At 69.6% G+C, this 25550-nt stretch carries 20 protein-coding genes and 3 pseudogenes; 8 read left to right on the forward strand and 15 right to left on the reverse strand.

The window, feature by feature from the left end:
* Nucleotides 1–150: 150 nt before the first annotated feature.
* A complete protein-coding gene (locus QA861_RS12420; protein WP_334588391.1) occupies nucleotides 151–2454 on the forward strand; it encodes an ATP-binding protein in 2304 nt (767 codons plus the stop codon).
* Here the strand turns inward: QA861_RS12420 and QA861_RS12425 are convergent.
* Nucleotides 2372–2773, reverse strand: coding sequence for an ATP-binding protein (locus QA861_RS12425; RefSeq protein ID WP_334588392.1), 402 nt, complete (start codon nucleotides 2771–2773; stop codon nucleotides 2372–2374). The two genes, QA861_RS12420 and QA861_RS12425, sit on opposite strands and share 83 nt — an antisense overlap.
* Nucleotides 2774–2885: 112 nt before the next feature.
* Between QA861_RS12425 and QA861_RS12430 the strand changes: the two genes are divergently transcribed.
* The 4 genes from QA861_RS12430 (at nucleotide 2886) to QA861_RS12445 (ending at nucleotide 5767) form a co-directional block, all read left to right on the forward strand.
* Nucleotides 2886–3707, forward strand: a complete 822-nt coding sequence (locus tag QA861_RS12430; protein WP_334588393.1) for a helix-turn-helix domain-containing protein — start codon at nucleotides 2886–2888, stop codon at nucleotides 3705–3707.
* A complete protein-coding gene (locus tag QA861_RS12435) occupies nucleotides 3704–3904 on the forward strand; it encodes a DUF397 domain-containing protein (protein WP_334588394.1) in 201 nt (66 codons plus the stop codon). Before QA861_RS12430 ends, QA861_RS12435 begins: the two co-directional genes overlap by 4 nt.
* 377 nt (nucleotides 3905–4281) lie before the next feature.
* Nucleotides 4282–4779, forward strand: a complete 498-nt coding sequence (locus tag QA861_RS12440) for an N-acetyltransferase (protein WP_334588395.1) — start codon at nucleotides 4282–4284, stop codon at nucleotides 4777–4779.
* A gap of 202 nt (nucleotides 4780–4981) precedes the next feature.
* Nucleotides 4982–5767, forward strand: coding sequence for a S1 family peptidase (locus tag QA861_RS12445; RefSeq protein ID WP_334588396.1), 786 nt, complete (start codon nucleotides 4982–4984; stop codon nucleotides 5765–5767).
* A gap of 218 nt (nucleotides 5768–5985) precedes the next feature.
* Here the strand turns inward: QA861_RS12445 and QA861_RS12450 are convergent, their stop codons facing one another.
* The 3 genes from QA861_RS12450 to cimA form a co-directional block, all read right to left on the reverse strand.
* Nucleotides 5986–7353, reverse strand: coding sequence for a hypothetical protein (locus QA861_RS12450; RefSeq protein ID WP_334588397.1), 1368 nt, complete (start codon nucleotides 7351–7353; stop codon nucleotides 5986–5988).
* Nucleotides 7354–7481: 128 nt separating this feature from the next.
* Nucleotides 7482–10514, reverse strand: a complete 3033-nt coding sequence (locus QA861_RS12455) for a glycoside hydrolase family 3 protein (RefSeq protein WP_334588398.1) — start codon at nucleotides 10512–10514, stop codon at nucleotides 7482–7484.
* Between the two features lie 166 nt (nucleotides 10515–10680).
* Nucleotides 10681–12285 (reverse strand): citramalate synthase, encoded by a 1605-nt coding sequence (cimA, locus tag QA861_RS12460; protein WP_334588399.1) that lies wholly within the window; start codon nucleotides 12283–12285, stop codon nucleotides 10681–10683.
* Between the two features lie 368 nt (nucleotides 12286–12653).
* On the opposite strand from cimA, the gene QA861_RS12465 reads away from it, so the two are divergent.
* On the forward strand, nucleotides 12654–12791 hold the full coding sequence (locus QA861_RS12465) for a hypothetical protein (RefSeq protein ID WP_334588400.1): 138 nt from the start codon (nucleotides 12654–12656) through the stop codon (nucleotides 12789–12791).
* Nucleotides 12792–12855: 64 nt separating this feature from the next.
* Here QA861_RS12465 and QA861_RS12470 read toward each other — a convergent pair whose 3' ends face one another.
* The 8 genes from QA861_RS12470 to QA861_RS12505 form a co-directional block, all read right to left on the reverse strand.
* Complete coding sequence (locus QA861_RS12470; protein ID WP_334590529.1) at nucleotides 12856–13293, reverse strand: glutaredoxin domain-containing protein; 438 nt, start codon at nucleotides 13291–13293, stop codon at nucleotides 12856–12858.
* Nucleotides 13294–13422: 129 nt separating this feature from the next.
* Nucleotides 13423–13776 (reverse strand): ferrous iron transport protein A, encoded by a 354-nt coding sequence (locus QA861_RS12475; RefSeq protein ID WP_334590530.1) that lies wholly within the window; start codon nucleotides 13774–13776, stop codon nucleotides 13423–13425.
* A 52-nt stretch (nucleotides 13777–13828) separates the two neighbouring features.
* Nucleotides 13829–15385: a carboxylesterase/lipase family protein gene (locus tag QA861_RS12480; RefSeq protein ID WP_334588401.1), complete on the reverse strand. Its 1557-nt coding sequence runs from the start codon at nucleotides 15383–15385 to the stop codon at nucleotides 13829–13831.
* 25 nt (nucleotides 15386–15410) lie between these two features.
* The gene (locus QA861_RS12485) at nucleotides 15411–16049 is read right to left on the reverse strand and encodes a GOLPH3/VPS74 family protein (RefSeq protein ID WP_334588402.1); all 639 of its coding nucleotides are present in this window, start codon (nucleotides 16047–16049) and stop codon (nucleotides 15411–15413) included.
* A gap of 113 nt (nucleotides 16050–16162) precedes the next feature.
* On the reverse strand, nucleotides 16163–16822 hold the full coding sequence (locus tag QA861_RS12490) for a response regulator (RefSeq protein ID WP_334588403.1): 660 nt from the start codon (nucleotides 16820–16822) through the stop codon (nucleotides 16163–16165).
* Entirely contained in the window at nucleotides 16819–17988 is a 1170-nt protein-coding gene (locus tag QA861_RS12495; protein ID WP_334588404.1) for a sensor histidine kinase, read from the reverse strand. Before QA861_RS12495 ends, QA861_RS12490 begins: the two co-directional genes overlap by 4 nt.
* 104 nt (nucleotides 17989–18092) lie before the next feature.
* Nucleotides 18093–19181, reverse strand: a complete 1089-nt coding sequence (locus tag QA861_RS12500; RefSeq protein WP_334588405.1) for a branched-chain amino acid aminotransferase — start codon at nucleotides 19179–19181, stop codon at nucleotides 18093–18095.
* Between the two features lie 256 nt (nucleotides 19182–19437).
* Nucleotides 19438–20478 carry a 3-isopropylmalate dehydrogenase gene (locus QA861_RS12505; RefSeq protein ID WP_334588406.1) on the reverse strand — a complete coding sequence of 347 codons (1041 nt, stop codon included), beginning with the start codon at nucleotides 20476–20478 and terminating at the stop codon, nucleotides 19438–19440.
* Between the two features lie 152 nt (nucleotides 20479–20630).
* Here QA861_RS12505 and QA861_RS12510 point away from each other — a divergent pair, with 152 nt between their 5' ends.
* On the forward strand, nucleotides 20631–22199 hold the full coding sequence (locus tag QA861_RS12510; protein WP_334588407.1) for a purple acid phosphatase family protein: 1569 nt from the start codon (nucleotides 20631–20633) through the stop codon (nucleotides 22197–22199).
* 21 nt (nucleotides 22200–22220) lie between these two features.
* Here QA861_RS12510 and QA861_RS12515 read toward each other — a convergent pair whose 3' ends face one another.
* Nucleotides 22221–22352, reverse strand: a complete 132-nt coding sequence (locus tag QA861_RS12515; RefSeq protein WP_006374903.1) for a hypothetical protein — start codon at nucleotides 22350–22352, stop codon at nucleotides 22221–22223.
* 256 nt (nucleotides 22353–22608) lie between these two features.
* Nucleotides 22609–23120: pseudogene (locus tag QA861_RS12520) on the reverse strand (GNAT family protein).
* On the opposite strand from QA861_RS12520, the pseudogene QA861_RS12525 reads away from it, so the two are divergent.
* Nucleotides 23076–23629, forward strand: a pseudogene (locus QA861_RS12525) (glycoside hydrolase family 97 C-terminal domain-containing protein); the annotation flags it as partial. The pseudogenes QA861_RS12520 and QA861_RS12525 sit on opposite strands and share 45 nt — an antisense overlap.
* A gap of 52 nt (nucleotides 23630–23681) precedes the next feature.
* On the opposite strand, the pseudogene pruA reads toward QA861_RS12525, so the two are convergent.
* Nucleotides 23682–25312 (reverse strand): annotated as a pseudogene (pruA, locus tag QA861_RS12530) (L-glutamate gamma-semialdehyde dehydrogenase).
* Between the last annotated feature and the right edge of the window lie 238 nt (nucleotides 25313–25550).

Here is a 25550-nt window from a genome sequence, read left to right on the forward strand (position 1 = left end):
CCGGAAGTACGTTTCCCTTAACGTCCTCGACACGGGATCGGTCACGCGGTCGGCGGGACAGCGACTGGTCTCGCCCCCCTGGATCTGCTTCCTCCTCGCGCGACGGCAAGCCATGATGAGGCGGGGGCTGCGGTGGGAACGGGCGGACCGGTGAGCGACAGAGACCACTACGACTTTCGGTACAGCACCTTCAACGGCCCCGTCATCGCACGAGCCGAGCACGATCGCGGCCCTGTTTTCACGGCCATGTCCGCCCTCCCTGCCCCTCCAACGGCCTTCACCGGCCGTGAACAGCACGTCAGGGCTCTGTTGGACGTACTCGATCCCGGCACGGAGACCAGTGCGGACGCCGTGTTGATCTCAGCGGTGGGCGGCCTCGGCGGCGTGGGCAAGACCGCGCTGGCTCTGCATGTCGCTCACGCCGCGCGCGCTCGCTTTCCCGGAGGAACCCTCTTCGTCAATATGCGCGGCTACGACGACTCTCCTACGGAGCCCGAGCAGGCAGTGACGTCTTTTCTCACCGCCCTTGGCATCGGGCGTGAGAACCTCCCCTCCGCACCCGAGGAGTTGTACGCGCTGTACCGGTCGGCTCTGAACAGCCGGGGTGCGGTACTTATCGTGCTGGACAACGTCTCGGCTGCCGCACAGGTCGTACCGCTGCTCCCTGGCGATACACGGCATCGCGTACTGGTGACTTCCAGGGACTCTTTCGACTCACTGACAGCGCGATCGATCACCCTCGACTCCCTTTCGCAGGACGAGGCGGTCGCTCTGATCGAGCGGTCCCTGACTATCAGCGATCCGGACGACTCCCGGGCCAGTGACGAACCCGATGCCGTACGGATCCTCGTCGACCTGTGCGGCCGTCTTCCGCTGGCGCTTCAGATCGCGGCAGCTCAGCTCCGCCGGCGCAAAACTCGCCCTGTTTCCACGCTCGTCGCCGATCTGCGAGCAGCGGTCGATCGCGTGAGCGCGTTGCGGGCACCGGGCAAAGACCAGTACGAAAGGGATCTGTTACTACGCCCGGTATTCGACGTCACGTACGGGCGACTCGACGCGGACCAGGCCAGACTGTTCCGGCTCCTGGCCCATGCCCCGGCGGCAGACTTCGGGCATCCCACAGCCGTCGCCCTCTCTGGAATATCTCCGGCCGACATCATGGAGAGACTCGAGGACCTGGCAGCCGTCTATTTGATCAGCTCCTCGCCCGACGGCGATCGTTGGGTGATGCACGACCTGCTGCGCGCTTACGCCTCCACGTTGAGCGCATCCGAGCCTGTTCTCGCCCGCGAAGCTACGGATGCCAAGAACAGCTTGCTCCAGGACTTCTGTCTGCGAACCGTCTCTGCCGACAAGCACCTGCACGGCCAGCTGCTTGCAGACGTGCCGGACCTCTTCCCCGACCGTCATGCCGCACTTGCCTGGCTGGACTCCGAACATACTTCCCTCATACGGGCAATCCAGTGGGCAGAGAATGCAGAGCACAGCAATTTCGCAACCGCGCTGGGCGTCTGCGTCGATCGATATCTACAGCTTCAGCGGCATTTCACTGATGGGATACTGGTCTCCGAAACGCTACTGACGGCAGCCAGGCGGGACGAGGACCGGTTCCTGGAGATGATCGCGCTGACGACCTTGGGACATTCTCAGCACCAGTTGCGCCTATACCGCGAAACTGCCATTACTCATACCAAGGCACTACGTCTTGCATATTCCCTCAACGATCACAGCGCTCAGGCAACCGGCTGGAGCAATCTGGGCTACTGCATGCACGATTGGGGGCAACACGATATTGCAGCCGAGATGCTCGGACGCGCACAGGAGATGTTCTCCCAACTGGGCGACGAGCACCGAGAAGCGATGGCTTGGAACACGCTGGGTATGCCGCTTCTGGAACTTCGCAGGTTCGGTGAGGACGCGCAGGCCCACAGGAATGCTCAGAAAGCATTTCACCAGACAGGAGACCGGCAACGTGATGCAACTGCTTGGATCAATCTGGGCACAGCCCTGAGAGCGGTATCCGAATTCGAAGACGCCGTCAATGCATACATGAATGCCGCCGACCTCTTCGCCGAGCAACACGACCGGTATGGAGAAGCCTCGGCCTGGAACAACGTCGGCAGCCTCCTGATCAAACTTCGAGAATTCGAAACGGCATCAGAGATACTCCACAAGTGTGAAGCGGTATTTGTCTCCTTGCGCGAGTGGCACAGAGTGGGAGCTGCTCGATGGAATATCGCGCAGCTCCATGAATCACAAGGCCGAGTCCTCGACGCGAGAGCTGCGTGGAAATCTGCCGCAGATGCCTATGCCCTCGCTGGCGATGAAGAGCTGGCCACTTCGGCTCGCCAGAACGCCGAACAGCTCACCCCTACATCCCGAACTCGCACCACACCGACTTACCGGGGCACCGCTCCCCCGCCCCCCACCTGTCCGCCAGCCCCGCCACGATGAGCAGCCCCCGCCCCTCCTCGGCCTCCGGGTCGGGGTTCGGTGTGTGGATCTCGCCCGGCCCGCTGTCGTGGACCTCGACACGGAGTACGCGGTCGGTGGCCAGGGCCAGTTGGAGGAGGAAGCCCCTGCCCGGGGGTACGCCGTGCAGGAGGGCGTTCGTCGCCAGTTCGCTCACGCAGAGCAGCACGTCGTCGGTGCGCTCGGGTGTGCCCCAGTCGGCGAGGGCCTCGCGGGTGAAGCCGCGGGCCAGGCGTACCGACCTGCGGTCGCGGCGGTAGAACGCCTCGCGGGTGTGGAGGAGTTGGGGTTGTGCGTTCATGAGGCCACTGTCACAGGGAGTGACTAGTGTGGGGCAGTACGTGAGGTCGTAGTTCCGATTACTACGACTCCACTACGAGGAGTCCGGGTGGCGACGGGGGAAAGGGACGGGCATGCATTCGGCGAAGAGGCCCAGGCGGGGTAGTTCATGGCAGGCGATCGGGGCGGGGGTCGCCCACTTCCGGCGGCGGGCGGGGCTGACGCAGGAACAGTTGGCCGAGCGCGCGAACATCCACGTCGACACCGTGCGCTCCATCGAGCAGGGGCGCCTGGCGCTGCAACCCGACCGGGCCGAGCAGTTCGATGAACTGCTGGACACGGGTGGGGTGTTGGCCGTCATGGCGGCCAAGGTGCCGGTGCGGGAGCGGGTCGTGCAGTTCGCGCAGGGGCTGGTCGAGCACGAGCAGGAGGCGCTCAGTCTTCTGTCGTACGAGACCCAGGCGATTCCGGGGTTGCTTCAGACTCCGGAGTACTGCCGTGCCGTCTTCGACTACCGATACCCGGCGCTCGGGTCCGAGACGGCCGAACAGTGGGTGAACGCCCGCATGGAACGGCAGTTGGTCTGGCAACGGGAACAGCCCCCGGTCGGGCACTTCGTCCTGGATGAGAGCATCCTGCGGCGGGAAGTCGGCGGCCGGGAAACGATGCGCGGGCAGATCCGCACGATCCTCGAAGCGTGCGAGCCCGTCCACATGAGCGTCCAGGTCATGCCCATGAACCGCGCCCCACACGCCTGTCTCGACGGCCCCATGGTGCTCCTCGAAACCCCTGACCACGAGCGGCTCGTGTACCTGGAGGTGCAGCGTGCCAGCTTCCTCGTCGACGATCCCGACGAGGTCAGTAACTACCATCTGAAGTATGGAATGCTGCGTTCACAGGCCCTCTCTCCCGACGAGAGCGTGCGCCTCCTGGACGGACTGCTAGGAGAGTCATGACCACCGCAGTACGGCAGCAGGACCGAACGGACGACACGGCGTGGTTCAAGTCCAGCTACAGCGGCAGTGAAGGCGGCAACTGCCTCGAAGTCGCCGCCCACACCTCCGCCGTCCACATCCGGGACTCCAAGAACCCCTCCGGCCCCGTCCTCACCGTCGCCCCCGGTACCTGGGCCGCGTTCCTGGATCGGGCGTAGCCGGTATGGACGACACCGAGTGGGTCATCATCACCTCGTACGCGAACGCTCCCGGGCGACCCGACCCCCTTGCCGCCGTGCGGGCTTGACTGCGGGAGCGCGGTATCGACTGGATGCCGTTCGGGCCGGACGAGGTGCGGTTCGACCTCGCCTGCGGGCCGGGAGGCGATGGGCGCTGGCACGGATGGTTCACCGTGTACGTGGCCGCGGACGCGCTCCGCAGGCTCGGGCTTCATCCCGCGCGGTCGGCCTCGCCCCATGACGGATTCTCGCCGCCCGCCTGGTGGCACGCCGCCGGGGAGCGGTACGGCCGTCGGTGGCCCGTCCCGCCGGGATATCCCGGTGCGGGGTCCCCGTTCGAGAGTTAGCCTCCGTCCATGACCTGGCTCCCCCGCGACTTCGCACACCCGCCGCACGTCGACGTACCCGGCGGGTATCACCTGCGGCCGATTCGCGGGACCGACGCCGCCATCGACTACCCCACCGTCATGGGTTCGCGCGAGCGGCTGTGGAGCATCTTCGGGGAGGCCTGGGGATGGCCGGCCGCGACCATCACGTACGAGGCCAATCTCGCCGATCTGGAGCGGCACGCCGCCGAGGCCGACGCCCACGAGTCGTTCAACTACGTGCTGCTCAACGAGGACGAGACCGTCGAACTCGGGTGCGTCTACATCGATCCGCCCGAGAAGGCCGAGGCCGACGCCGAGATCTCCTGGTGGGTCGTGGACAGTGCCGTGGGGAGTGCGGTCGAGCAGGACCTCGACGCTCTCGTACCTCGGTGGATCGCCGACGACTGGCCCTTCGTCAAGCCTCGGTTCATCGGACGGGATCTGTCCTGGGCGGAGTGGCTGCGGCTGCCTGACGCGTCCGCGTGACCCCGACGTGTTCGGTCCGGGCGAACCGGCTGGCCTGATAGGCGTGGCCGGTTTTCGCCCCTTGTGGGTGTGCTCACGGCGTTCCCATAATCCTTCAACAGATTTTGACCAGCTCATGCCAGCAAAAGCACGAGCTCTTTCCGTTCGCTTGGCATGGCCCTGACATTTCTGCGTATGTCCAACCCCCACGGAAGGCATCACGTTGAAGAAGTTCGTCACCGCGTTCAAGAGAGCCGCTGCCGCCGGCGCCGCCGCACTCGCGATCATCAGCCTTCAGCCCCTCTCGTCCGCCCAGGCCGCCCCCGCTCCCGTCGTCGGCGGGACCCGTGCCGCGCAGGGCGAGTTCCCCTTCATGGTCCGGCTCTCCATGGGCTGTGGCGGCGCGCTCTACACGCAGCAGATCGTGCTCACCGCCGCGCACTGTGTGAACGGCTCGGGCGCCAACACGAGCATCACGGCCACCGCCGGTGTCGTGGACCTTCAGTCCACCTCCGGCCGGGTCCAGGTCAAGTCCACCCGGGTCCTCCAGGCCCCCGGCTACAACGGCACCGGGAAGGACTGGGCGCTGATCAAACTCGCCCAGCCGATCAACCTGCCGACGCTGAAGATAGCCACCACCACGCAGTACAACACCGGGGACTTCACCGTCGCCGGGTGGGGTGCGGCCCGTGAGAACGGTGCCCAGCAGCGGTACATGCTCAAGGCCACGGTGCCGTTCATCAGTGACGCCACCTGCAAGGCGTACGGCGGTCTCTACAGCGGGCTCGTCGCCGGCGACGAGATCTGCGCCGGGTTCGCGGCGGGCGGTGTCGACACCTGCCAGGGTGACTCCGGTGGCCCGATGTTCCGTAAGGACAACGCCGGTGCGTTCGTCCAGGTCGGGATCGTCAGCTGGGGTGACGGGTGCGCTCGCGCGAATGCGCCCGGCGTCTACAGCGAGGTCTCGACGTTCGCCTCCGCCATCGCCTCGGCGGCGTCGACGCTCTGACGCGGGTCTGCAGCATCTTCCGTACGACGTTCACGGGTCCGGCGCTTATCGGCGCCGGGCCCGTGCCCGTGTCTGTACCCGTAGCGGATTGCGTTGCCAGAGTGCGTCGCCCCCGCCGCCCTTACCCGTCCCATCCTCGGGGGCGCTGCCCCCGAACCCCCGCTCCTCAAGCTCCCCCAAGCACTCCACAAGCGGCCCCCTGGGGCCAGGCCGGTGAATCAGAACCCCCCGACGAAGTCGCCGCCGCCCCCGAAGTCGCCGCCGCCGCCGAAGTCCCCTCCGCCGAATCCGCCGCCGAAGTCGCCGGGGTCGAAGTCCGCGCCGGACATGTCGCCGCCGTCGTAGCCGGCGAAGTCTCCGTATCCGGCGCCGTAGTCGGCCGCGTAGGACGGGGTTGCCATCATGCTGCCGAGCATCGTGCCGACGAGGAGGCCGGGGAGGATGCCGCCGCCGAAGTAGCCGCCCGCCCAGGGGCCGTACGCCGGGCCCGCGTCCCAGTAGGGGCGGGGGCCTGACACGGTCTCCACCTCGCGGAACGCGGGGTCCAGGCCGTCGGCCAGGCGGGCGCGGTCGGCGGCGCAGACCGGGACCTCGCGGGGTGCGCCGCCCGCCGGTGTCCAGGTCGCGTCGGCCACCGAGGGGCCGTGCCGCGGGTCGAAGAAGCAGGGGCCCCGGCGCTCGGGCAGCGGACGGCCCTCGCGGCGGGCGGCCAGTTGTGCGAGCGAGAACCGGCCGTCCTCCAGTGCCTGCGTCACCGCCCGCACCTCTTCCGGCCGCCGGGTCGCCGCCATCAGCGATTTCGCCTGCTCGTACGCGTCCAGCGCCCGCTCGTAGTCCGCGCGCATCGCGTCGTCGGCGCCCGCTTCGGCCGGATGGAAGTCGAGTCGGTCCAGTTCCTCGCCGAACGCGGTGATGTCCTCGTCGACGACGACCGTCAGCTGGGCGAGCGCGGCCCGCCGCTCGTCCTCGCGCCGCGCGCGGTTGCGCCGGACCAGTGCGTACGCGCCGGCACCGCCGGCCGCCAGCACCGCGCCGACGGTGATCAGCGCCCCCGTGTTCACCCCACCGCCAGCGCCCGAGCCGCTCCAGGTGGCCGGCGCCGAACCGCCGACGTCGCCGCGCAGGGCCGCGTCGACGAAGTCGTTGAGCTGGGCCTTCGTGTCGCCCGCACTCCGGACCGCCGTCACGAGGTTGCGGACCCCCGCCCGGCTGAGCACACTGCTGTCGGCCCGCGCGTCGAAGCGGTCGCCGAGCCGAACGGCGTACAGGCCGGTGACGCCTGTTTCCGTGCGGAGGTTCGTCCAGAAATTCTGGGTCGGATAGCCGGCCGGGAGGACGGCCACGAACACGGGTTTGTCCGCGTCCTTGATCTTGGCGGCGAGCGCGTCGGCGTCCGACGCGGACAGCAGGCCGGAGGCGGCCGGGTCCACGTACACCGGGCCCGCCCGCAGCGCCTCAGCGACCTTGGAGAGGCCGGTGGCCGCGTGCGCGCCGGAGGCGGCCGTGAGTAGGGCGAGTACCGCGAGTGTCACGACGAAGGGCACCAGCAGCAGGCGTACGAAAGGGCGGACCACTACGGCCTTCATATCTTCGAAGCTACCTGACGAAGGGGGGAAATGGGCATGAAACAGACATTGGTCCTGGTGGGGCCCCCGCTTACCTCGCCACTCCTTCTCTTCCTTCCCTCCCCACCAGAACCGCAGTCATACCCCGCTCAGGCCGCCCGGTACGCGGCCCTCAGCTTCCCCACGGCCGCGGCGTACCGACCGGTCAGCAGCAGATGGTCGGCGTCGGCGAACGGCTTGGCGGCGGCCGAGGTGATGTGCTGCCCGATCTTCGCCTGCGCGATCAGCCGCGCCTCGGTGACGACCGCGCGTCCCGCCTTCCCGTCGTGGGACCGCTCGGCCACGCTCGCCGCTGCCGCCAGCGCCTTAAGGGTCCTGTCCCCACCCTCCGCGACCCTGATCTTGGTCGTGAGTCCCCAGCCGTACGGGAACTGCGGATCGTACGTCGCGTCACCCACGTTGATCGGCAGCTGAGCCTCCGACTTCGGCCAGGTGAGCGGGAGTTGGCCGGTGAACGCGCGCCTGCCGTAGAGCACGTCGGCGACGCCGTCGCCCTCGGTGCCCGGCAGCCAGGAGGCGACCAGGGCGTCGATGTCACCGAGCCGGTCGCCGATGAGCTGGGGGCGCCCGGCGACCACCAGCACCGCGCACCTCATCGCCGCGCACACCTTGTCGACCGCTGCCTTGTCTGCGGCGCCCAGCTCCAGGTCGTTGCCGTTGCCGACGTCTCCGACGCCCTCGGCGTACGGGGTCTCGCCGACGACCACCACACCCACGTCATAGCCGGTGGTCGGGGCGGAGGCGTCCTTGGAGTAGGTGATGTCGCCGCCCGCTTTCCGCATGCCCTCCAGGACGGTCGTGCCCTCGGTAATGTGCCCGGAGGAGCCCTGCCAGGTGACGGTCCAGCCTCCGGCCTGGTTGCCGATGTCATCGGCGTTGGACCCGGCGACGTACACCTTCTGGGACTTGCTCAGCGGCAACAGGCCGTGCTCGTTCTTCAGCAGCACCTGGGACTTCGCCGCCAACTGCCTTGCCACCGACCGGTGTTCGACCGAACCGATGTCCGCCGCCCCGCTCGTGTCGGCGTACGGCTTCTCGAAGAGGCCGAGCTTGAACTTCTGGGTGAGGATGCGGGACACGGCGTCGTCGATCCGTTTGACGCTGATCCGGCCGGCGTTCACCTCGGCGACGAGGGTGGTGTGGAAGTCCTGGTAGGCGTTCGGGACCATGATCATGTCGAGGCCCGCGTTGACGGACGTACGGACGTCGGAGGCGTAGTCGCCGGGGATCTGGTCGATGGCCTGCCAGTCACTGATGACGAAGCCGTCGAAGCCCATACGGCCCTTCAGCACGCCGTTGATCATGTCGGCGCGGGCGTGCATCTTCACCGGTCCCTGGCCGTCCCCCGCGATGTCGAGGGAGGAGTAGGACGGCATGACCGAGCCGACCCCCCGGTCGATGGCGTCCTGGTACGGGGCCAGGTGCACCGCCTCCAACTGCTGCCGGGTGACCTGGGTGACGCCCTGGTCGATGGTGTACGAACCGGTGGTGGAGGAGCCGTATGTCGTGCCGCCGTCGCCTACGAAGTGCTTGGCGGTGGCGAGGACCTTGTCGTTGTCCTTCAACTGCGTGCCGTTCGCGCGTCCTTGGAGGCCCTGGATCACCGTCTCCATCGACTCGACGAGCGCCGGGTCCTCACCGAACGACTCGTACGTCCGCCCCCATCGTTCGTCACGGGCCACGCAGAGACAGGGCGCGAAGTCCCAGGGGATGCCGGTGGCGCGGACCTCGGCCGCCGTCACCTTCCCTGCTCTGTAGGCGAGTTGGGGGTCGCGGGCAGCCCCGATGCCGATGTTGTGCGGCAGGATCGTCGCGCCGACCAGGTTGTTGTGACCGTGCACCGCGTCCACCCCGTAGATCAACGGGATCTGGAACCGCGTTGCCTGCGCCCGGAGTTGGAAGTCGTCGATCATCTTCGCCCAGGCCGCCGGGGTGTTGGGCGTGGGCGTCGAACCGCCGCCCGAGAGCAGCGAACCCAGGTCGTAGGAGGCGATGTCACCGGGTGTCGCCGCGACAGCGCCACGCTCGGCCTGGGTCATCTGACCCGCCTTCTCCGCCAGGGACATCCGGGAGAGGAGGTCGGCGACGCGCTGCTTCACCGGCAACTTGCCGTTCAGATACGGGAGTCCGTGGGCGTCGATGACGATCTGCGGGGTCTCCGTAGGGCCCTTGGCTCCGGTCACCGTGAGCTTGAGGGGGATCGTCTCCGCCGGCTCCGCCGACCTGTCCTTCCGGGTCGGGACCTGGATCGTGCGGGAGGCGCCGGAGGCGGTGCCCGCCGGGAAGGTGAACTCGCCGCGGACGGGCGTGTAGTCGGTGCCGTCCGATGCCGTGCCGCCGGTCGCCGTCTCGTACGTGACCGTCACGGAGTCGGTGAGCGGGGCGGAACCGGTCGTGCCGAGGGTGACGCGGACCTTCGCCGTGCCGCCCTCCTTCACCGGGTACACGGCTGAGTCGGTGGTGACGGACGCGCGCAGCGACTGGTCCGCCTTGCCGTACAACTCGACGCCGTCCATGGCGAATCGGCCGCTGATCCCGACGGGGAGGGTGAGCGCGTATCCCCAGGTCGCGGTGAGGCCGAGGATCTGGTCGATGCCGCCGACAGGCTGGTAGTCCGTGCGGTAGACGAAGTCGGTGAAGGGGAGCTCGATCCGCTTCCAGCCGGTGAAGTCGTCGGTGAAGGAGGTCGTCCAGAGTTCGGAGGCCTCGCCGTTGGCGCCGCCGTCCTTCAGCTCGAAGTTGACCTTCTTGCCGTTGCTGCGGCCCTCCCACCAGAAGCGGATGCCCTTGCTCGCCGACCAGTCGTGGGCCGGTTCGGCGAAGGCGAAGTCGTGGGTGAAGCCCCCGTAGCCGCTGATGTCGTAGGTGCCGGTGAGGACCTTGGCGCCCTCGGGGGCGTCCGCCCTTTCGGTGAGGGCGAGTTGGGGCGGATCGTCGCTGTCGCCGCCCCAGGTGAAGATGCCGTCGGCGGGCGGGGACGCGAAGGGGACCTCACCCTCGAAGCGGTCCACCGGGACGGGGGCGGGAGCGGGATCGTCCGCCCCGGCCGCCGTGCCCGCGGCGGTCAGGGGCAGCAATCCGGTCAGCAAAGTGGCGCAGACGAGCAGGGCGGTTCGTCGCATGGACCTTCCCTCGGCTCTCGGGATCCTTGAGTCCTTGAGTCCTTGAGTCCACTTGAACACCTTGCGTGTACTCACGGCTTGGAACACGCCGCGAGTCAACAAGTGCCCCTCGGGGCCGTCAAGGTGCCGAACCGGCCGCGCGCCACTTTGCCCGGATCGAGTCGCCCTACTTCGCGGGCTCCACTCCCGCCCGCAGCAGCCCGTACGTGTAGGCGTCCGCCAGTGCCTCCCAGGACGCGGCGATCACGTTGTCGGCGACGCCCACCGTGGACCACTCGCCCTTGCCGTCCGAGGTGGAGATGAGGACGCGGGTCGTGGACTGCGTGCCGTGCTTCCCCTCCAGGATGCGGACCTTGTAATCGACCAGTTCCAGCTTGGCGAGCGGCGGGTAGATCTTCTCCAGGGCCACCTTCAGGGCGCGGTCGAGAGCGTTCACCGGGCCGTTGCCCTCCGCGGTGGCGACGATGCGCTCGCCCTTGGCGAAGAGCTTTACGGTGGCCTCGTTCGCGTGGCTGCCGTCGGGGCGGTCCTCGACGATCGCGCGCCAGGACTCGACCTCGAAGTACGTACGGGCCCTGCCCTCGGCCTCCGCGCGCAGCAGCAGCTCGAAGGACGCGTCGGCCGCCTCGAACGTGTAGCCCTGCAGCTCGCGCTCCTTCACCCGCGCGACGACCCGGCCGACCAGCTCGCGGTCGTCGCCCAGGTCGACGCCGAGTTCCTTGCCCTTGAGTTCGATCGAGGCGCGGCCCGCCATGTCGGAGACCAGCATCCGCATGGTGTTACCAACCTGCTCGGGGTCGATGTGCTGGTAGAGGTCGGGGTCGACCTTGATCGCCGAGGCGTGCAGGCCGGCCTTGTGGGCGAAGGCCGAGACACCCACATACGGCTGATGCGTGGACGGTGTCAGGTTGACGACCTCGGCGATGGCGTGGGAGATGCGGGTCATCTCGCGCAGCATGCCGTCGGGGAGGACCTTCTTGCCGTACTTCAGCTCCAGGGCCGCCACGACCGGGAACAGGTTGGCGTTGCCGACGCGCTCGCCGTAGCCGTTCGCCGTGCACTGGACGTGGGTCGCGCCCGCGTCGACGGCGGCGAGGGTGTTGGCGACCGCGCAGCCCGTGTCGTCCTGGGCGTGGATGCCGAGACGGGCGCCGGTGTCGGCGAGGACCGTGGCGACGACCGCCTGGACCTGGGCCGGGAGCATGCCGCCGTTGGTGTCGCAGAGGATGACGACATCGGCGCCGGCCTCGGACGCGGCCCGGACGACGGCCTTGGCGTACTCGGGGTTCGCGCGGTAGCCGTCGAAGAAGTGCTCGCAGTCGACGAAGACGCGGCGGCCCTGGGAGCGCAGGTGGGCGACGGTGTCGCGGACCATCTCCAGGTTCTCGTCGAGGGTCGTGCGCAGCGCCAGTTCGACGTGCCGGTCGTGGGATTTGGCGACCAGGGTGACGACGGGTGCGCCGGAGTCCAGGAGGGCCTTGACCTGCGGGTCCTCGCTCGCTTTGGCGCCGGCTCGGCGGGTGGCGCCGAAGGCCACCAGCTGGGCGTGCCGGAAGTCGATCTCCTGCTGGGCACGGGCGAAGAACTCGGTGTCGCGCGGGTTGGCGCCCGGCCAGCCGCCCTCGATGAAGCCGACGCCGAAGTCGTCCAGGTGCCGTGCGATGGCCAGCTTGTCGGCGACGGTGAGGTTGATGCCCTCGCGCTGGGCGCCGTCGCGCAGGGTGGTGTCGAAGACGTGGAACGAGTCGTCGAGTTCGCTGGGTTCCGTCATGATCTCAAGGCTCCTGAGGATGTCGATCTCGGTCTGTACCGGAATGACCGGCTCCACCGTCCCCCAATGATCCCTCGCGCTTCTTCTCCGGCTGAAGGTGGGCCAGAAAAGCGAAAAACCCCTCGCGGGTGCGAGAGGTCTGCGCGCGGGTCGAAGACGACGATGGCCGCCCGTACCGGGTAGTACGAGGCGGTCACTGCGGACCGGCGCGCCTGCTGCCAATAATCGTGGCGAACGAGAGCACGGACGCAGTCTGGCACAGACCGCGCCCGCGCTCACCCTCCGTCTCAGGATGCGAGCACTGGGCTGATCACTGGACTGATCACCGCAGGTGCCGTACGAACGCGTCGGCGCCGTCGTCAGGTTTCGTGGTTCTGAGCAGTGAGCGGCTCGCCACGCCTCTCTCCGACGTGGACACCTCAGTGCTTGCACAGAACGAATGGCGCCAGGTCCACTCGTACGGCATCACCACGTTGGGCGGACTGCTCTTCAACGCATGGGACTGATCACCAAGCGAAGCCGTTGAACGACAAGCTGAGCTTGTGTCTTTTGACCTCGGCTGCGTCCCCATCACGTGGAACGGGAGAGTTGCTCGCGCACCCAGGCAGGAGCGGGGTTGGTGTGCGGCCGGCCCGCGACGATGACAGTCGGCACGGTCTCGTTGCCGCCGTTGGCTGCCCTCACCACTGCGGCCGCAGCCGGGTCCCGCCAGATGTCGACCCAGTGCATCTGGCGGGCGCTGCGGCCCAGCCGGATGCGCAACCGCATGCAGTACGTGCAGCCGGGGCGCCAGAAGACGACCGGCCGGCCGTCGACAGAGCTGCGGAGTTGTGCCTCCTGCGCGCTGATCGACCTCGGGAAGAGCAGAGGCGAGTTCACGCCTGCGAGCAGCACAAAGAACAGCAGGGGGGCGACGGCTGCACCCGGGCTCCCGTCGGCGATCCGCCCAGCCGCAAGGAGTGAGCCGACGAGAACCAGCAGCATCGGCAAGAGCCAGGCGCGCATCATGAGGATGAAGGCTACCGACGAGTCGAACTGGCCCTCGGAGTGGGCCACTTTCCGGCGAATCCGCAGGTGAAGAACCGAGTTCGACGGACGATCCGAGGACAGCGGCACAGCGGCATACCTGCGGGACGTCTATGCGTCGGGCTCAGGCGTGGCCCTCAGATAACGACCCCAGATCTGGGCCTTGCGATAGGGGCCCTCCCCGCTGCTGTCGTACTGCGGCGTGTCAAAGGCGACCCAGTACAGCAGCTCCCCCTTGAGTGCCTGGGCATGCTCGTTGGGTTCGGGTGCGCTCATCGCATCGATCGTTCCAGCGGACTCGACCTGCCAAGGACCGTCCCAGTCCTGAGCGCGAACGACCCTGACCCGACTGCCCGGTGCCAGTGCTCCCGTCGGCCATGTCTGGCTCAAGGGACGGCCGAGGATGTGCTCGATCGCCTGGCGGTCGTCCACGTCTGAGGGAAGCGGGCCATAACCGTCTGTCATGTCGCTCACTCTGCCCGCACCACCTCCAGGATCGCCAGAAGATAAACCACACTCAGCGGATGTCCCAGAACGCGCAGTGGTGCCGGGGCTGCCCCGTCGGGGTGGGCACGACGTGGTCCGGTGCCAGGGTCTGGACCGTGTTCCGGGGCCAGTGCGGTGTTGACGGGCCGTTCGGGTCGGCCGTGCGCGCGAAGCCGGTCCAGTAGTCGATCATGGTGTCGGCCAGCCGGTGCTGTGCGGCTGTCATGTCGCGGGGGCGTCCGCCCAGGTCGAAGAGGTAGGGCAGTTCACTCGCGTGCGGTGCGCCGAGCGGGAACGGCGGCTTGCCCGGGGTGAGGGGCGGGGCGTGCTCGTCGGCGAACTCGTAGCGCCAGACGGGTACTTGGGCGGAGAGCAGGCTGTCGGTGCGTGCCGTCGGGCAGGCGAAGTCGGCGTCGCCGATGACTGCGCCGAACACCGGACCCCCGTCCGTACGGTGCACCGGGTACTCGCGCACGATCGACTGCGCCTGCCCCGGGGACGGGAAGAAGGTCGCCGCCACGTCGGGCCAGGTGTCGGGGGTTACGGGATAGCCGGCCTGAATGATCCCGGCGGCCCAGCCGTTGCCCTCGTCGTGGTTGTTGCCGATGAGGACGGGGACGTGGTGGAATCGGCCGGTGGCGATCGCCTCCCCGGGGTCGCCGGGCAGCAACGGGGTGGTGTGAGCGGGCTGTTGGTCGGCTTCCTGGGCCGCCAGGAGACGGGAGACGTCCACGCGCCGCAGACAGGACAGGGCGTCGCGGGCGGATCCGCAGCCGACCTTCGCCGCGAGGTCCGCGCCCGTGGCCCGCGCCGTGGACAGGGGAACGGAGGACGGCGCGAACAACCGGTCGGGGCGGCCTGTGCACGGGCCGCTCTCGATGATCGCCCGGTCGAAGAGCCCCGCCGCCGAGGGTGAGGTGAGCTGGGCGCAGACGCTGTAGCCGCCCGCCGACTCGCCGGCCAGCGTCACGTTGTGCGGGTCGCCGCCGAAGGCACCGATCCCGGCGCGGACCCAGCGCAGCGCCGCCTGCTGGTCGGCGAGGCCGAAGGTGCCCGACCCGGGCAGCCCGGAGTGCGCGAGGAAACCGAGGGCCCCGAGACGGTAGTTCACGGTGACCACCACGACGCCGCCCCGGGTCGCCATGCGGTGGGCGTCGTACGAGCTGCCCGCTCCGGTGGTGAAGCCGCCGCCGTGCAGCCAGACGATCACCGGCCGGGGGTGTGCCGGTTCCGCGCCGTCGGGTGTCGTGACGTTCAGGTGGAGACAGTCCTCGTCGGTGCTGCCGCCGGGCACCTCGCCGGCCGGCTGCGGGCAGGCGCCCGCAGGCCGGGTCGCGTCCCGAACCCCGGGCCACGGGGGCGGGCGGTGTGGCGGCGCCCACCGCAGGCCGCCGACCGGGGGCGCCGCGTAGGGGATGCCCTCGAAGGTGCGGTAGCCGTCATGGGCGGCGCCGCGCACGAGGCCGTCGTGGGTGCGTACCGTCGTGGCGGCGACAGATGTGGCGGGCGTGGTCGGTGGCGCCGCGGACCAGGCCGTCGCGAGCACGGCGGTCACGGCGCAGCCCAGCATGGTCAGGACACGGTGCATGGTCGTCATCTCCCCGTCGGGTCGGTCAGCTGCCGCCCATGCCGCCCTGTGCGGCGATCATGGTCGTCGGCAGAGCTCGTACGGCTTTCTCCAGGCCGGGTGCGAGGTCGGTGAGACGCCTCGTGCAGGCGTCGATGCGCGCCCGGAAGGTCTTCTGGTCCTGCCGGGACACGACCGTGCGGACGGCGCCGGCCGCCGCCAGCGCCAGCAGCACGGCGTCCGCGACGGGGATCTCCCGTACCGGCCCGTCCCCGTGCAGCGCCATGGACACGCGGGCCCGGAGGGCGGCGGGCACGGCAGGGTCCGTCACGGTCAGCCGCCGGGTGCCGAAGCGGGTGCGGGGCGCCTTCACGGTGAGGAGTCCCGCCTCGGCGAGCGGGTCCTCCACCTCCGTCAGCGTTCGCCTGCGGTGGCGGCGTATGAGGTGCTTCCAGCTGTGCCCGTCGGCGGCGTCATGAAGAACGCCGTCCAAAACGGGGTCGCCGACCGGCTCCGTGCCGGCCACGGTGACCGTGTCGCCCGACTCCCCCAGCCGCCCGCGCGACGCGAGGTCGGCCAGGGCGGCGGCACGGACCAGCAGCTCCGTCCGGGAACGGTCGTAGGGGCCCTCGGCCGAGTCGTCGTGGGCGAGCAGATACATGAGGCAGGGCAGGTCGTCGGTCACACCTCGACGCTACGGCCGGCGGCCCCGGCCACGGATCGGCCGAAAGAACGGACCGCCGTTGGGAACGCGGGGGGATGGCCGCCCCTGCCTCCTCCTTGAGGATGAGGCGCCTGTCAGGTTCCGTGTGCCCGCACGAGGCCGTGATCGTAGGCGGCGACGACGGCCTGGACGCGGTCCCGCAGGCCCAGTTTGCGCAGCACGGCGGAGACATGGTTCTTGATGGTGGCCTCCGACAGCCGCAGTCGCTCGGCGATCTCCGCGTTCGACAGCGCCTGCCCGATCAGGGTGAGCACCTCCCTCTCGCGACCGGAGAGGCCCTGCAGCGGGGGCGGGGGAGCCGGATCGGGCGTGGTGCGCAGGAACCGGTCGAGAACACGGCTCAGCACGGCCGGCGCCAGCAGTGCGTCGCCGCGCGCGGTGAGGCGGATGGCTTCGACGAGTTCGGCGGGCCTGATGTCCTTGAGCAGGAAGCCGCTCGCCCCGGCCCGCAGGGCGGCGACCACATGCGCGTCCACGTCCCAGGTGGTCAGCACGAGTACCCGGGCCCCGCTGCCCGACTCCGCGATCCGCCGGGTCGCCTCGATGCCGTCGAGGACGGGCATGCGTACGTCCATCAGCACCACGTCGGGCGCCAGTTCCCGTGTCAGCCGCACCGCCTCCTGGCCGTCGGACGCCTCACCGACCACCTCCAGGTCGTCCCGGGCGTCGATGATCATGCGGAATCCGGTACGGACGAGGACCTGGTCGTCCGCCACCACCACGCGCGTCGTCACAGCACGCCCTCCACCGGCAGCCGCGCCGCCACCTCGAAGCCGCCTCCGGTCAGCGGACCGGCACGCAGGCTGCCGCCCACCAGCCGTGCGCGCTCCTTCATCCCCACCAGGCCTCGCCCCTCTCCCGTCGTGGCCGAACGGCCCTGCGGCGCCCGCCCGTTGTCCACCACCGTGACCCGCACACACTCCGCTTCGACCGTCACGCGCACACTCACCTCGTCCGCGCCGGCCGCATGGCGCAGCGTGTTGGTGAGGGCCTCCTGGACGATTCGGTACGCCGCCAGATCCACCGCGGCCGGCAGCCCGTCAGCAGTGCCCTCGCGCCGCACGTGCACGCTCATCCCGGTCGCGCGTACCGAGTCGGCCAGTTCGTCCAGGCGTGCGAGCGAGGGCCCCGGCTCCCGCTGTTCCCCCGCCCCGTCGAGTTCCTCGTCGGGCCGGAAGGCGCGCAGCAGCAGGCGCAGTTCGCCCAGTGCCGAGCGGGCGCCCGTCTCGATGGCCCGCAGCGACTGACGGGCCTGTTCGGGCTGTTCGGTGAACACGTCGTCGGCGGCGCCCGCCTGTACGACCATCACCGACAGGCTGTGCGCCACGATGTCGTGCACCTCGCGTGCGATCCGCGCGCGCTCCTCCACCACGGCCCGGCGGGTCTCCGCCCTGGTCCGTTCCTGCTGCGTCCTGCGCCACTGACCCGCGGTCCACGCGAGGACGACCGTCAGCAGAAAGATGACCAGACCCGGGGCGCCACCCGCCCCGAACGCCAGCGAGGCGGGCAGGCACATCGCCGCGAGCGCCCGTACCGACACCCGGCGTGGCCTGGTGGCCGACAGCACGCACAGCGTGACCTGCGCGGCGAGCAGCGCTCCCGTCAAGGTCACCGCGGGCAGCAGCGCCCAGACCGCGAGCCCCGTCACCGCGTTCGCGGCCAGGACGGCGGCCGGGGCCCGCGTCTGCCACTTCAGGGCGCAGACCTGGGCGAGTACCAATACCACGGCCAGGGGCAGCCGGAGACCGTGCTCCACGCCGACGACGATCACCGGGGTGCCCAGGACGGCGAGCACCGCACCGGCCGACCCCCGCCACAGCGCCCGCGCGGCCCGGGGCGACAGTTCGTTCGGGGCTACCCCCACGAACACGGCGCCGGGCTGTCCACTGCTGTGATCCACGCCCCGAGCCTAGAGCCTGTCGTGCGGCGCGGGGCGGGACCGTTCAGGAGACGCCGCCCGGCAGATCGATCGCCCGGACAGGTAGGCAAAAAGGAGGGCAGGTCCTAGCCGAGCTGGTGCATCCAGCCGTGCGTGTCCTCGGCCGTGCCGCGCTGGATGTCGAGGAGTGCCTCGCGCAGCCGCAGGGTGACCTTGCCGGGCTCGCCGCCGCCCTGCTGCCACTCGGCGCCGGTGCGCTTGACTGTGCCGACGGGGGTGATGACGGCCGCCGTACCGCAGGCGAAGACCTCGGTCAGCGTGCCGTTCTCGGCGTCGCGCTGCCACTGGTCGACGGAGATACGGCCCTCCTCGGCGGTGTAGCCGAGGTCGCGGGCGACGGTGAGAAGGGAGTCGCGGGTGACGCCCTCCAGGATGGAGCCGGTGAGGGAGGGGGTGACGATCCGGTCCCCGTACACGAAGTACAGGTTCATCCCGCCGAGTTCCTCGATCCACTTGTGCTCGACCGCGTCGACGTAGCAGACCTGGGCGCAGCCCTGCTCGGCGGCCTCGGCCTGGGCGAGGAGGGAGGCCGCGTAGTTGCCGCCGGTCTTGGCGTCGCCCATGCCGCCGGGGACGGCGCGGACGCGGTCCTCGGAGAGCCAGATGGAGACGGGCTTGACGCCACCGGGGAAGTACGCGCCGGCGGGGGACGCGATGACCAGGAACAGGTACTCGTTGGCCGGCTTCACGCCGAGGCCGACCTCTGTGGCGATCATGAAGGGACGCAGGTAGAGGGACTCCTCGCCACCGTGCGCGGGCACCCAGTCGGTGTCCTGCCGCACGAGCGCGTCGATGGCGTCGATGAACGTCTCGACGGGCAGCTCGGGCATCGCGAGACGGCGCGCGGAGTGCTGGAAGCGCAGGGCGTTCTTCTCCGGGCGGAAGGTGGCGACGGAGCCGTCGGGCCGACGGTAGGCCTTGAGGCCCTCGAAGATCTCCTGCGCGTAGTGCAGGGTCATGTTCGCGGGGTCGATGGAGAGCGGGCCGTACGGGACGAGCTGGCCGTCGTGCCAGCCGCGGCCCTCGGTCCACCGGATCGTCACCATGTGGTCGGTGAAGTGGCGGCCGAAGCCGGGGCTGGCCAGGATCGCCTCGCGCTCCGCGCCGGAAAGTGGCGAGGCCGAGGGCTTGAGCTCGATCGTGGGCGTCGTCATGAGTGGGTGTCCTTCACCGGTTTCGTGTGTGACGGGCCGCGCGCCCCACGCCCGTCACCAGTGATGGTGTTAGGACGTCCGAGCATTCCCTCGGTCCGTGGCTCCGCGTTCGATTATCGCGCGAAGGGGGCCATGGACGAAAAGGGCGTGAATGCGACCCAGGGGATGATGGTGACACCCGGCGGGGACATAAGAGAAGCCGCCGGGTGCGGTATGCGACCCGGCGGCTTCGAAACTTTTCGAGTGAGCCCGCGGGTCAGCCGGCTACTCGTACGGCGAGGGCGTCGCCGATCTCTTCGGTCGTACGGGTCGTGGTGCCGCGCTCGGCCAGGTCGGCGGTGACGGCGTCCTCGATGCGGACGGCCTCCGTCTCGTAGCCGAGGTGGCGCAGCAGAAGGGCGACGGACAGCACGGTGGCGCTGGGGTCGGCCTTGCCCTGACCGGCGATGTCCGGGGCCGAACCGTGGACGGGCTCGAACATCGAGGGGTACTCACCGGACGGGTTGATGTTCCCGCTCGCGGCGACGCCGATGCCGCCGGAGACGGCCGCGGCGAGGTCGGTGATGATGTCGCCGAACAGGTTGTCGGTGACGATCACGTCGAAGCGCTCGGGCTGCGTGACGAGGTAGATCGTCGCCGCGTCCACGTGCATGTACTCGGTGGTGACGTCGGGGAACTCCTGGCCCACCGTGTTGAAGATGTCCGTCCACAGGTGACCGGCGTGCACAAGCACGTTGTTCTTGTGGACGAGCGCCAGCTTCTTGCGGGGGCGGGCCTGGGCGCGGGCGTAGGCGTCGCGGACGACTCGCTCGATGCCGAAGGCGGTGTTCAGGGACACCTCGGTGGCGACCGCGTGCGGGGTGCCCTGGCGGATGGTGCCGCCATTGCCGGTGTACGGGCCCTCGGTGCCCTCGCGGACGACCACGAAGTCGATCGCGGGCTGTCCGGCCAGCGGGGTGGCGACACCCGGGAGGAGCTTCGACGGACGCAGGTTGACGTGGTGGTCGAAGGCGAAGCGGAGCTTCAGCAGGAAGCCGCGCTCCAGGACGCCGGAGGGCACGCTCGGGTCACCGATCGCGCCGAGCAGGATGGCGTCGTGCTTCTTGAGGGCGTCCAGGTCGGCGGCGGTGAGGGTCTCACCGGTGGCGTGGTAGCGCCGGGCGCCGAAGTCGAACTCCTTGGTCTCCAGCTTCACATCCTGCGGAAGGACGGCGGAGAGCACCTTCAGCCCCTGGGCCACGACCTCCTGGCCGATGCCGTCACCGGGAATCACTGCGAGATTGAGGCTGCGAGACATACCCGCACCGTACCCCTGGTCCCATGGGATGACATGCCTTGTCCGCGATACGGACAGTGCCGGGACAGGGCACGCACGGCACCGTCCGCTCTTCGACCGGCGTTCACCTGCACGTATGGCGGACGTTGGGAATTACTGGGAAGTTCCCACCCATGGACAGTCCTCCGGACACCCCCGACGTCGGCATTCCGCCTCAGCTGGCCCGCCGGATGAGCATGGCGGAGCAGTACGAGTATCTGCGGACGAGGCTCATCCGGCGCCGCGCGCTGGTGACGGCGGGCGCGCTGGCCGGCGGCGGCCTGCTGACCGGGTGTTCGTCGAGCACGGGTACGGCGAATCCCGCGACCAGCAAGGTCCCCGGTTCCGCCGTCACGCCCTTCGGCCGCCATCTCGCCTTCGGCGCCGACCCGAAGACGCAGATGCGGATCTCCTGGCAGGTCCCGTTCGCGGTCCGGAAGCCGTACGTCCGCGTCGGGCCGACGCCCGGCGACCTGAGCCGCCGCATCGAGGCCGAGGTCCGCCCGCTGCACACGCCGGGCCTGCCGGGCGTACGCCTCGACCTGGACCAGTACTACGTGCACGCGGCCCTCGACGGACTGCGCCCCGGGACGACGTACTACTACGGCGTCGGCCACGAGGGCTTCGACCCGGCGTCCCGCGCGCACAGCCCCACCCTCGCCACGTTTCGCACCGCACCCGCGACCGCCCCCGCGAGCTTCGTGTTCACGGCCTTCGGCGACCAGGGCGTCACCCCCGACGCCGTGGCCAACGACCGGGTGCTCCTGGGCCGGAACCCCGCCTTCCACCTGCACGCGGGAGACATCTGCTACGCGGACGTCACCGGCCACGGCGAGAAGTCGGACGGCTACGACCCGACCGCCTGGGACCTGTTCCTGAAGCAGACGGAGACGGTCGCGAGGTCGGTGCCGTGGATGGTGACGACCGGCAACCACGACATGGAGGCCTGGTACTCACCGAACGGGTACGGCGGCCAGTCGGCCCGCTGGTCACTGCCGGACAACGGGTTCGACGCCGACAACACCCCGGGCGCCTACTCGTTCACGTACGGCAACGTCGGCGTCGTGGCGCTGGACGCGAACGACGTGTCGTACGAGATCCCCGCGAACTTCGGGCACACGGACGGCCGTCAGACGGCGTGGCTGGACCGGCGGCTGGCCGAGCTGCGCGCGTCGGACGCGATCGACTTCGTCGTGGTCTTCTTCCACCACTGCACGTACTCGACGTCCAGCCACGCCTCCGACGGCGGCGTACGGGACGCGTGGCTGCCGCTGTTCGACAAGCACCAGGTGGACCTGGTGATCAACGGCCACAACCATGTCTACGAGCGGAGCGACGCCCTCAGGGGCGGCCGGGTGGGCCGGCGGGTGCCGGTCGGCGCGTCGACCGACCCGACGCGGGACGGCACGGTGTACGTCACGGCGGGCGGCGCGGGCCAGAGCCTGTACGGCTTCCCCTACGGGGTGAAGGACAGCTTCGAGGGAAAGGTCGTCGACCGGGAGTCGGTGGAGACCTACCACTGGACGAAGTCGCAGGACCGGCACGAGGACACCGTCGAGTGGTCGCGCGTGCGCTACACCGGCTACTCGTTCCTCTCGGTGGAGGCGGCGGCGGGCATACCGGGCACGGCTCCCCGACTCACGGTCTCCGCGCTGGCGGAGAGTGGGGAGCGCATCGACCACTTCGAGGTGCGGCGCGGATAGCGAGCAGCCGACGGGCTGCCCTCAGTGACCTGTCTGGCCGCCGTTGTCCCGGCGGTCGAGGGCGCGCTGTAGGGCTGCGGCGGCGTTCTTGCGGTCGGACTCGCTCGTCGGGGAGACGTGGCGGACTCGGCGGCGGACGGTCGTCTCGGCCATGGGAAATCGACTCCTTCAAGGAATCCGGGAGTACGGCAAGGGGGGATTCGAGACGCCGGATGGGACGGGGAGCAGCGGTACCGCAGGGGTTGCCTGCACGGGGTACCGGCTCACGGCCGTCATTCGCCTGGTCTGGCGAGACGTTCGGCTTCTACAAAGTTAGGCGAGGACAGGGCATCTGTCTCCACAATTACTCGGACTTCCTACTATCTGAGACGGCGGATTGGTCACACGCGGCTGACCTGGCCTTTTGCCGTTACATCACGTCGCCGTCCCGCCAGTCGAAGACCAGCCCCTCCGAGGGATCGAGCGAACCGGCAGCGGCGGGACGGACGAAGACGTTGCCCTCCTCTTCCGGCAGGTGGAGACACCGGCCGGACCGAGGGCGCTGACCCGCCCCGGCCAGAGCTCCCAGCCCCGGGCCACATAGAGGGCGGAGCCGGCGGCGCTCGCGCACAGCGCGCCGAAGTCGTAGCCGCCGTCGACGTACCGCTCCAGCGCGCCCATCACCTGCCCGCCGAGGCCGCGGCGGCGGACGTCGGCGCGGACGGCGACCGCTTCCGCATAGCCGACGCGCAGCCAGCGGCCCCGGTGCAGCGCGCGGCGCATGACGACCGAGCCGTGGGCGAGGAGACCGGTGTCGTCGTGGACCAGGACATGCAGGCCGCCGAGCGCGTGTTCCCAGTCGTCGCCGGAGAAGTCACCGTCGAAGGCGGCGTCCAGGAGGGCGCGGGCGGCGAGGAGAAGCGCAACAACACCGCCGAGCAGCTCGCCTCGCTCCCCTTCACCCGTAACGCGATCGGCTCGATGGACTTCACCCCGGGCGCCTTCCACTGCCCGGGCCGCCCCAACGTGGCCTCCGACGCGGGTGAGTTGGGCCTGACGGTGCTGTACGAGTCGGGCATCCAGAACCTCTCCGGCACCCCGGAGTCGTACGAGGCCCGCCCCGAGGCCCGCCGCTATCTGGAGCAACTGCCCCGGCGCTGGGAGGAGACCCGGGCCGCTCCGCCGTACTGGCCCGACGGGCGGCGGACGGGCGTTGGTTCATCGGCGGGACGTTCGCGGGCGCGGCGCGAACGGCGGACGTGCCGCTGCGCCTCGGCGCCGGCCGCTGGCTGGTGGAGACGGTGACGGACGGTCCGGCGGGGCTGGTGCGCGAGGCACACGCCGTACGAGGCGGCGCCACGCTCGCCGTACCGGTGGTCGCGGACGGCGGCTTCGCCGCTCTGGCCTGCCGCTGGCAGCCGGGCCGTACGACCTGCGAGAAGGGGGACTGACGGACGCCGGGCCCGCGTGGGTGCGGGCCCGGCGTCGTTCACCCGTGAGCCGTCAGCCCATGTGCGGGTACGTGTGGTCGGTCGGCGCGACGAGGGTCTCCTTGATGGCGCGGGTCAGGGTCCAGCGCATCAGGTTCTGCGGGGCGCCCGCCTTGTCGTTGGTGCCGGAGGCGCGCCCCCCGCCGAACGGCTGCTGCCCGACGACCGCGCCGGTCGACTTGTCGTTGATGTAGAAGTTGCCGGCCGCGTAGCGCAGCTTCTCCATCGTGTACGCGGCTGCCGCGCGGTCACCCGAGACGACCGCGCCGGTCAGCGCGTAGTCGGACACGGACTCCATCTGGGTCAGCATGGCGTCGTACTTGTCGTCCTCGTAGACGTACACGGCGAGGAACGGGCCGAAGTACTCGGTGGTGAAGACCGGGTTGGCCGGGTCCGTGCACTCCACGACCGTCGGGCGGACGAAATAGCCGACCGAGTCGTCGTAGGAGCCGCCCGCCACGATCGTGCACGTCGGGTCGGATTTCGCCCGGTCGATGGCGGCCTTGTTCTTGGCGAAGGCACGCTCGTCGATGACCGCGCCGACGAAGTTGCTCAGGTCGGTGACATCACCCATGGTCAGGTGGTCGACCTCGGCGGCGAACTCCTCACGGAAACCGTCGTTCCAGACGGAGGCGGGGATGTAGGCGCGGGAGGTCGCGCTGCACTTCTGGCCCTGGTACTCGAAGGCGCCCCGCGTGAGCGCCGTCTTGAGGACCGCCCGGTCGGCGCTCGGGTGGGCGACGACGAAGTCCTTGCCGCCGGTCTCGCCGACGAGCCGCGGATACGAGCGGTACTTCTCGATGTTCGCGCCGACCGTCTTCCACAGGTGCTGGAAGGTCTTCGTGGAACCCGTGAAGTGGATGCCGGCCAGATCCCGGTGCTCCAGGGCCACCTTGGAGACCTCGATGCCGTCACCGGTGACGAGGTTGATGACGCCCTTGGGAAGCCCGGCCTCCTCCAGCAGCCGCATGAGGAGAACGGCGGCGTGGGTCTGCGTGGGCGACGGCTTCCACACCACCACGTTGCCCATGAGGGCGGGCGCGGTGGGCAGGTTGCCCGCGATGGCGGTGAAGTTGAACGGGGTGATCGCGTAGACGAAGCCTTCGAGGGGGCGGTGGTCGAGACGGTTCCAGACGCCCGGGGAGTTGGCGGGCGGCTGCTCGGCGAGCAGGTCGCGCGCGTACTTGACGTTGAAGCGCCAGAAGTCGACCAGTTCACAGGGACAGTCGATCTCGGCCTGCTGGGCGGTCTTCGACTGGCCGAGCATGGTGGAGGCGGCGAGGGTCTCGCGCCAGGGGCCGGCCAGCAGTTCGGCGGCGCGCAGGATGATCGCGGCACGGTCGTCGAACGACATCGCGCGCCAGGCGGGCGCGGCGGCGAGGGCCGCGTCGATCGCGTCCTGGGCGTCCTGCTGGGTGGCGTTGGCGTAGGTGCCGAGGCGGGCCTTGTGGTGGTGCGGCTGCACGACGTCGAACCGCTCGCCGCCGCCCATGCGCCGCGCGCCGCCGATCGTCATCGGCAGGTCGACGGGGTTCTCGGCGAGTTCCTTGAGCTTGACCTCCAGGCGGGCCCGCTCGGGCGACCCGGGGCGTAGCCGTGCACCGGCTCGTTGACGGGGGTGGGGACCTGGGTGACGGCGTCCATGCTTCCGTGACTCCTTAACTGAGCAAGGGGGGTTGACAACTGTTCGGCGAGGAGCGTGCACGAGGCCGAATTAGCTCGATCGTGTGATGGTCGGCTTCCGGGCTTGTGGAGCTCTGGGCTGTTTGGGTTAGCGTGACTGTGCGACCTGGGACACCGGGTACAGCGTCAGCGTGCGGGGCCCCTGCTCCACCAGAGGATGGTTCAGGGCCTCCCCGTCGCCTCTGGCCATACCCACTCG

The sequence above is a fragment of the Streptomyces sp. B21-083 genome, from assembly GCF_036898825.1.
In the GTDB taxonomy this organism is placed as follows: Bacteria; Actinomycetota; Actinomycetes; order Streptomycetales; family Streptomycetaceae; genus Streptomyces.

Excerpts from the sequence above, each read along its gene's own strand:
- QA861_RS12425 (WP_334588392.1), bottom strand. The coding sequence starts at position 2,773 with ATGAACGCACAACCCCAACTCCTCCACACCCGCGAGGCGTTCTACCGC.
- QA861_RS12430 (WP_334588393.1), top strand. The coding sequence starts at position 2,886 with ATGCATTCGGCGAAGAGGCCCAGGCGGGGTAGTTCATGGCAGGCGATC.
- QA861_RS12435 (WP_334588394.1), top strand. The coding sequence starts at position 3,704 with ATGACCACCGCAGTACGGCAGCAGGACCGAACGGACGACACGGCGTGG.
- QA861_RS12440 (WP_334588395.1), top strand. The coding sequence starts at position 4,282 with ATGACCTGGCTCCCCCGCGACTTCGCACACCCGCCGCACGTCGACGTA.
- QA861_RS12450 (WP_334588397.1), bottom strand. The coding sequence starts at position 7,353 with ATGAAGGCCGTAGTGGTCCGCCCTTTCGTACGCCTGCTGCTGGTGCCC.
- QA861_RS12455 (WP_334588398.1), bottom strand. The coding sequence starts at position 10,514 with ATGCGACGAACCGCCCTGCTCGTCTGCGCCACTTTGCTGACCGGATTG.
- cimA (WP_334588399.1), bottom strand. The coding sequence starts at position 12,285 with ATGACGGAACCCAGCGAACTCGACGACTCGTTCCACGTCTTCGACACC.
- QA861_RS12470 (WP_334590529.1), bottom strand. The coding sequence starts at position 13,293 with ATGATGCGCGCCTGGCTCTTGCCGATGCTGCTGGTTCTCGTCGGCTCA.
- QA861_RS12475 (WP_334590530.1), bottom strand. The coding sequence starts at position 13,776 with ATGACAGACGGTTATGGCCCGCTTCCCTCAGACGTGGACGACCGCCAG.
- QA861_RS12480 (WP_334588401.1), bottom strand. The coding sequence starts at position 15,385 with ATGCACCGTGTCCTGACCATGCTGGGCTGCGCCGTGACCGCCGTGCTC.
- QA861_RS12500 (WP_334588405.1), bottom strand. The coding sequence starts at position 19,181 with ATGACGACGCCCACGATCGAGCTCAAGCCCTCGGCCTCGCCACTTTCC.
- QA861_RS12505 (WP_334588406.1), bottom strand. The coding sequence starts at position 20,478 with ATGTCTCGCAGCCTCAATCTCGCAGTGATTCCCGGTGACGGCATCGGC.
- QA861_RS12510 (WP_334588407.1), top strand. The coding sequence starts at position 20,631 with ATGGACAGTCCTCCGGACACCCCCGACGTCGGCATTCCGCCTCAGCTG.
- QA861_RS12515 (WP_006374903.1), bottom strand. The coding sequence starts at position 22,352 with ATGGCCGAGACGACCGTCCGCCGCCGAGTCCGCCACGTCTCCCCGACG.